Genomic DNA, 5,245 nt, shown 5'->3' with positions numbered 1-5,245 from the left:
CCCAGCCGCCCCCCCGCCCCCCCCCCCCCCCCCCCCCCCCCCCCCCCCCCCGCCTCCCTCGACATAACGAAACGCCGACAGACCGCTGTTGCCGTTGCCCTGGCTTCAAAGATGCCTGTCGCAGGCAGCGCCGCAGCCGCCGCTGCAAGGAACCCTGAATACGCAAAGTGCGTAACCCTCAAATCTCCCCGCCCCCGGCCGATAACCGTTCTGTCACGGCCTGTCGCGCCCTGACCGGTACTGGCGCCGCCCGCCCGTCTCGACCTGGTCTGCTTCATGAACCTCCTGCATCGCTGGCAACACTACTTCAGCAACCTCTCCGTCCGGCGCAAGCTCAACCTGCTGACGCTGCTCATCGCGATCGGCGTGATCGCGCTGTCGGTGATCGCCGCCCGCATGCAGTACCTGGACCTGACCAAGACCCGCAAGGACGCCCTGAAGACCCAGGTCGAACTCACCTACGGCGTGCTCGACCACTACAAGCGCCTGGGCGAGAGCGGCGAGCTCAGCGAAGAAGCCGCCAAGGCCTCCGCCCTGCAGGCGCTGAACGTGATGCGCGCCAACCACGATGCCGATTACTACAACGTGCTGGACACCCAGTACCGCGTGCTGATGCACCCGTTCGCGCCCAAGCGCGTCGGCACCGTGCAGAAGGACTACACCTCCGATGACGGCGTGCCGATCTACTACCTGCAGGTCGGCATGGCACGCCTCGGCGGCGGCTTCACCTACTACAAGACCGGCAAGCCCGGCAGCGAAGGCCTGATCGACAAGGTCACCTATGCCGGCATGTACGCGCCGTGGCAGTGGGTGGTCACCACCGGCGTCTACATGGACGACGTACAGCACGAAGCCTGGGCCTTCACCGGCGTGATGACCCTGGCCGGCGGCGTGCTGGTGCTGATCGTGCTCGCCCTGAGCTGGATCATCGGCAACCGCATCGCCGGCCCGCTGAAGCAGGCCACCGCCGTTGCCGAAGGCATCGCCCGCGGCAAGCTCGACAGCCACATCGGCCCGCAGCCGCACGACGAAACCGGTCGCCTTCTGGAGGCCATGTCCGGCATGCAGCAGCAGCTGCACGCGGTCATCAGCGGCCAGCGCGAGATGGCGCGCCGCCACGACGCCGGTGAACTGAGCTACCGCATGGACGCCAGCGCCTTCCCCGGCGAGTACGGCCTGATGGTGCAGGAAACCAACACCCTGGTGGGGAGCCACGTGCAGACCCTGCACGACGTGCTGGACGTGGTGAAGCAGTACGCCGTCGGCGACCTCAGCCGCGACGTCGCCCGCTACCCGGGCGAGAAGGCCGCCATGACCACCACCGTGGACACGGTCAAGGCCAACCTCGGCCGCATCAACGCCGAGATCAAGCAGCTGGCTGCCGCGGCCGCCGCCGGTGACTTCAGCCGCCGTGGCGATGCGCAGCGCTTCGATCACGATTTCCGCCTGATGCTGGAAAACCTCAACGCGATGATGGCGGTCAGCGATGACAACCTCGGCAAGCTCTCGCAGCTGCTGTCGGCCATCGCCGAAGGCGACCTGACCACGCGCATGCAGGGTGACTACCAGGGCGTGTTCGCCCGCATGCGTGACGATGCCAACAGCACCGTCAGCCAGCTGACCCAGATCGTCGGCCAGATCCAGGCCAGCGCCTCCAGCATCACCCTCGCCGCCGGCGAGATCGCCTCGGGCAACAGCGACCTGTCGCGCCGCACCGAGCAGCAGGCCGCCAACCTGGAAGAAACCGCCGCGTCGATGGAGGAACTGACCTCCACCGTGCGCCAGAACGCCGAGCATGCCCGCCAGGCCAACCAGCTCGCCATCGGCGCGCAGGGCGTGGCGTCGCAGGGCGGCAGCGTGGTCAACCAGGTGGTCACCACCATGTCGGCCATCGAAGCCTCCTCGAAGAAGATCGCTGAAATCATCAGCGTCATCGACGGCATCGCGTTCCAGACCAACATCCTGGCATTGAATGCCGCGGTGGAAGCAGCGCGTGCCGGTGAACAGGGCCGTGGCTTCGCCGTGGTCGCCAGCGAAGTGCGCACCCTGGCCCAGCGCTCTGCCGCCGCCGCCAAGGAGATCAAGGGCCTGATCGACGACTCGGTCGGCAAGGTCGCCGAAGGCTCGACCCTGGTCCACCAGGCCGGCAGCACCATGGGCGAGATCGTCGCCTCGGTGCAGCGCGTCACCGACATCATGGCCGAGATTTCCGCGGCTTCGCAGGAACAGTCCGCCGGCATCGAGCAGGTCAACCAGACCGTGGTGCAGATGGACGAAACCACCCAGCAGAACGCCGCACTTGTCGAGGAAGCCACCGCCGCCGCACGCGCGATGGAAGACCAGGCCGCGCAGCTGGCCGACGCCGTGGCGATCTTCCGCCTCGACAACCAGGTGGCGGCTGCCGTGAAGGCGGTCACCGCCCGCGTCGCGCCGGCACCTGCCGCGGTGGCACGTCGCCCGCAGCCGGCCGCCGCGCCGACGCCGGCCCGACGTTCCAGCGCCAGCCCGTCCTCCAGCTCCAGCTTCGTCGCCCCCAGCGACGGCGACTGGCAGGAATTCTGATCCCGGTGGCGGCTTCGGCCGCCGCCCCCGCCGATGGACACGTCCCCCGTGAACAGTCCCACTCCCATCGTCACCGGCCCCCGCGAATTCGAATTCGCCGACCGTGATTTCCGCCGTGTCTGCGACCTGATCTACCAGCGCGTGGGCATCGCCCTGGCGCCGGCAAAGCGCGACATGGTGTACGGCCGCCTGTCGCGCCGCCTGCGTACCCTGGGCATGCGCAGCTTCCAGCAGTACCTGGACCATCTGGAACAGGACGGCGGCGATGAGTGGCAGGCGTTCACCAACGCGCTGACCACCAACCTCACCTCGTTCTTCCGCGAGCCGCACCACTTCGACAAGCTGCGCGAGGAGCTGCAGCAGCGCTCCAGCCGCAGCCCGCTGCTGCTGTGGTCGTGTGCCGCGTCCACCGGTGAGGAGCCCTACTCCATGGCCATCACCGCCTGCGAGGCGTTCGGTACGTTGAAGCCGCCGGTGCGCATCGTCGCCACCGATGTCGACACCCAGGTGCTGGCCACCGCCAGCCGCGGCGTCTACAACATCGACCGCGTCACCAATCTCGACCCGGACCTGCGCCGTCGCTACTTCCAGCGCGGCAGCGGCCCCAACGAGGGCCAGTGCCGGGTGCTGCCCGCCCTGCGCGAGCTGATCGACTTCCGCCCGCTGAACCTGCTGGCCCCGCGCTACGACGTCGGTGGTCCGTTCGACGCGCTGTTCTGCCGCAACGTCATGATCTACTTCGACAAGCCGACCCAGCGCGCCATCCTCGGCCGCCTGGTGCATCACCTCAACGATGACGGCCTGCTCTACACCGGCCATTCGGAGAACTACCTGCACGCCGCCGACCTGATCCAGCCCTGCGGCCGCACGCTGTACCGCCGCGCACAGGGGGCCGGTGCATGAATGCCTCGCTGCGCACCGACGACGTGATGCGATACCAGGACGCGCGGTTCAAGACTGTCGCGGCCAAACTGCTGCCGACCCAGTACCTGGTGGTCGATGACACCACTGCGCTGACCACCACGCTGGGCTCCTGCGTGGCCGCCTGCCTGCGCGACCCGGTGCTGAAGATCGGCGGCATGAACCACTTCCTGCTGCCCGAAGGCAACGCCGGCGACGGCGCGCCCGCGCGCTACGGCAGCTATGCGATGGAACTGCTCATCAACGACATGCTCAAGCGCGGCGCGCACCGCAAGCGCATCGAGGCCAAGGTGTTCGGCGGCGCCAACGTGCTGAAGGGCTTCACCAGCAATCCGGTCGGCACGCGCAACGCAGAGTTCGTGCGCCAGTACCTGCAGGCCGAGCACATCCCGATCATCGCCGAGGACCTGTGCGGCATCCATCCGCGCAAGATCTGGTTCTTCGCCGATACCGGCCGCGTGGTGGTGCAGCGCCTGCCGCACGCCCATGAAGCCGAAGTGGCCGCGACCGAATCGGCCGTGCGTGCGCGCCTGTCCAAGGCCCCGGTCACCGGCGGCGTGGAGCTGTTCGAATGAGCCTGCCCGGCAACGCCCCCTGCCGGGTCCTGATCGTCGACGACTCCGCCGTCGTACGGCAGATGCTCACCGAGATCCTCTCCAGCGATCCGGGCATCGACGTGGTCGGCACCGCCGCCGATCCGCTGCTCGCACGCGAGAAGATCAAGCGCCTGGCCCCGGACGTGATCACCCTGGACGTGGAAATGCCGCGCATGGACGGCCTGGCGTTCCTGGAAAATCTGATGCGCCTGCATCCGCTGCCGGTGGTGATGATCTCCTCGCTGACCGAGCGCGGCGCCGACACCACGCTGCAGGCGCTGGCCCTGGGTGCGGTCGATTTCGTTTCCAAGCCCAAGCTCGATGTGTCGCGCGGCCTGCAGGCCTACGCCGATGAGATCATCGCCAAGGTCAAGATGGCCGCCCGCTCACGCGTGCGCCCACTGGTGCGCACCGCCGCACCCAAGCTCATCCTGGATGCCGCGCCGTCCGTGCGTCCGGCCGCGCCGCAGTTCCGCACGACCGACCGCCTGATTGCGATCGGCTCGTCGGCCGGCGGCACCGAAGCACTGCGTGTGGTGCTGGAAGGCCTGCCGGCGGATGCCCCGGCCGTGGTGATGACCCAGCACCTGCCGGCCAGCTTCAGCACCGCCTTCGCCGAACGCCTGGACCGCCACTCGGCGATGGCCGTGCGCGAGGCCACCGACGGCGAAGCCGTGCTGCCCGGCCATGCCTACCTGCCGCCCGGCGGCAAGCACCTGCGTATCATCCGTGACGGTGCGCGCTGGCGTTGCCGCGTGGATGACGGCCCTGCGGTGAACCGGCACAAGCCGGCGGTAGACGTGCTGTTCCGCTCGTTGGCGCAGGCCGCCGCTGGCAATGCCATCGGCGCCATCCTCACCGGCATGGGCGACGACGGCGCACGCGGCCTGCTGGAAATGCGCCAGGCCGGCGCCCCGACCCTGGTGCAGGACGAAGCCACCAGCGTGGTCTGGGGCATGCCCGGTTCCGCGTTCAAGCTGGGTGCGGCCGAAGAGCAGGTGCCACTGGAGCGGATCGCCGAGCGGCTGCTGGCGCTCGCCCGCGGCTGATTGCATCGTGGTTTGCCGGCCAGCGGCCGGCACTACCACTTGGTCTGGAACAATGGGTAGTGGCGGCCCCGGGGCGGCCCCCCCCCCCCCCCCCCCCCCCCCCAACAAACCCCAAGG

General features: G+C 68.8%; 4 protein-coding genes. All 4 read left to right on the top strand.

Annotation, left to right across the window (positions count from 1 at the left end):
* Positions 1-276 precede the first annotated feature (276 nt).
* From IAE56_RS20500 to IAE56_RS20485, 4 genes are read left to right on the top strand one after another with little or no spacing between them, the layout of a single operon-like run.
* Complete coding sequence (locus tag IAE56_RS20500; protein WP_200753785.1) at positions 277-2,562, top strand: methyl-accepting chemotaxis protein; 2,286 nt, start codon at positions 277-279, stop codon at positions 2,560-2,562.
* A 33-nt stretch (positions 2,563-2,595) separates the two neighbouring features.
* The gene (locus IAE56_RS20495) at positions 2,596-3,465 is read left to right on the top strand and encodes a CheR family methyltransferase (RefSeq protein ID WP_164075583.1); all 870 of its coding nucleotides are present in this window, start codon (positions 2,596-2,598) and stop codon (positions 3,463-3,465) included.
* A complete protein-coding gene (gene cheD, locus IAE56_RS20490) occupies positions 3,462-4,058 on the top strand; it encodes a chemoreceptor glutamine deamidase CheD (protein WP_079221788.1) in 597 nt (198 codons plus the stop codon). The genes IAE56_RS20495 and cheD overlap by 4 nt, the downstream gene beginning before the upstream one ends.
* The gene (locus IAE56_RS20485; RefSeq protein WP_200753784.1) at positions 4,055-5,128 is read left to right on the top strand and encodes a chemotaxis response regulator protein-glutamate methylesterase; all 1,074 of its coding nucleotides are present in this window, start codon (positions 4,055-4,057) and stop codon (positions 5,126-5,128) included. Before cheD ends, IAE56_RS20485 begins: the two co-directional genes overlap by 4 nt.
* Positions 5,129-5,245 lie beyond the last annotated feature (117 nt).

The organism is Stenotrophomonas sp. S41 (assembly GCF_016624625.1).
GTDB lineage: Bacteria > Pseudomonadota > Gammaproteobacteria > Xanthomonadales > Xanthomonadaceae > Stenotrophomonas.
This window is presented reverse-complemented; position numbering and strand designations above follow the sequence as displayed.

Coding starts and splice junctions, on each gene's coding strand:
- IAE56_RS20500 (WP_200753785.1), top strand. CDS start 277: ATGAACCTCCTGCATCGCTGGCAACACTACTTCAGCAACCTCTCCGTC.
- IAE56_RS20495 (WP_164075583.1), top strand. CDS start 2,596: ATGGACACGTCCCCCGTGAACAGTCCCACTCCCATCGTCACCGGCCCC.
- cheD (WP_079221788.1), top strand. CDS start 3,462: ATGAATGCCTCGCTGCGCACCGACGACGTGATGCGATACCAGGACGCG.
- IAE56_RS20485 (WP_200753784.1), top strand. CDS start 4,055: ATGAGCCTGCCCGGCAACGCCCCCTGCCGGGTCCTGATCGTCGACGAC.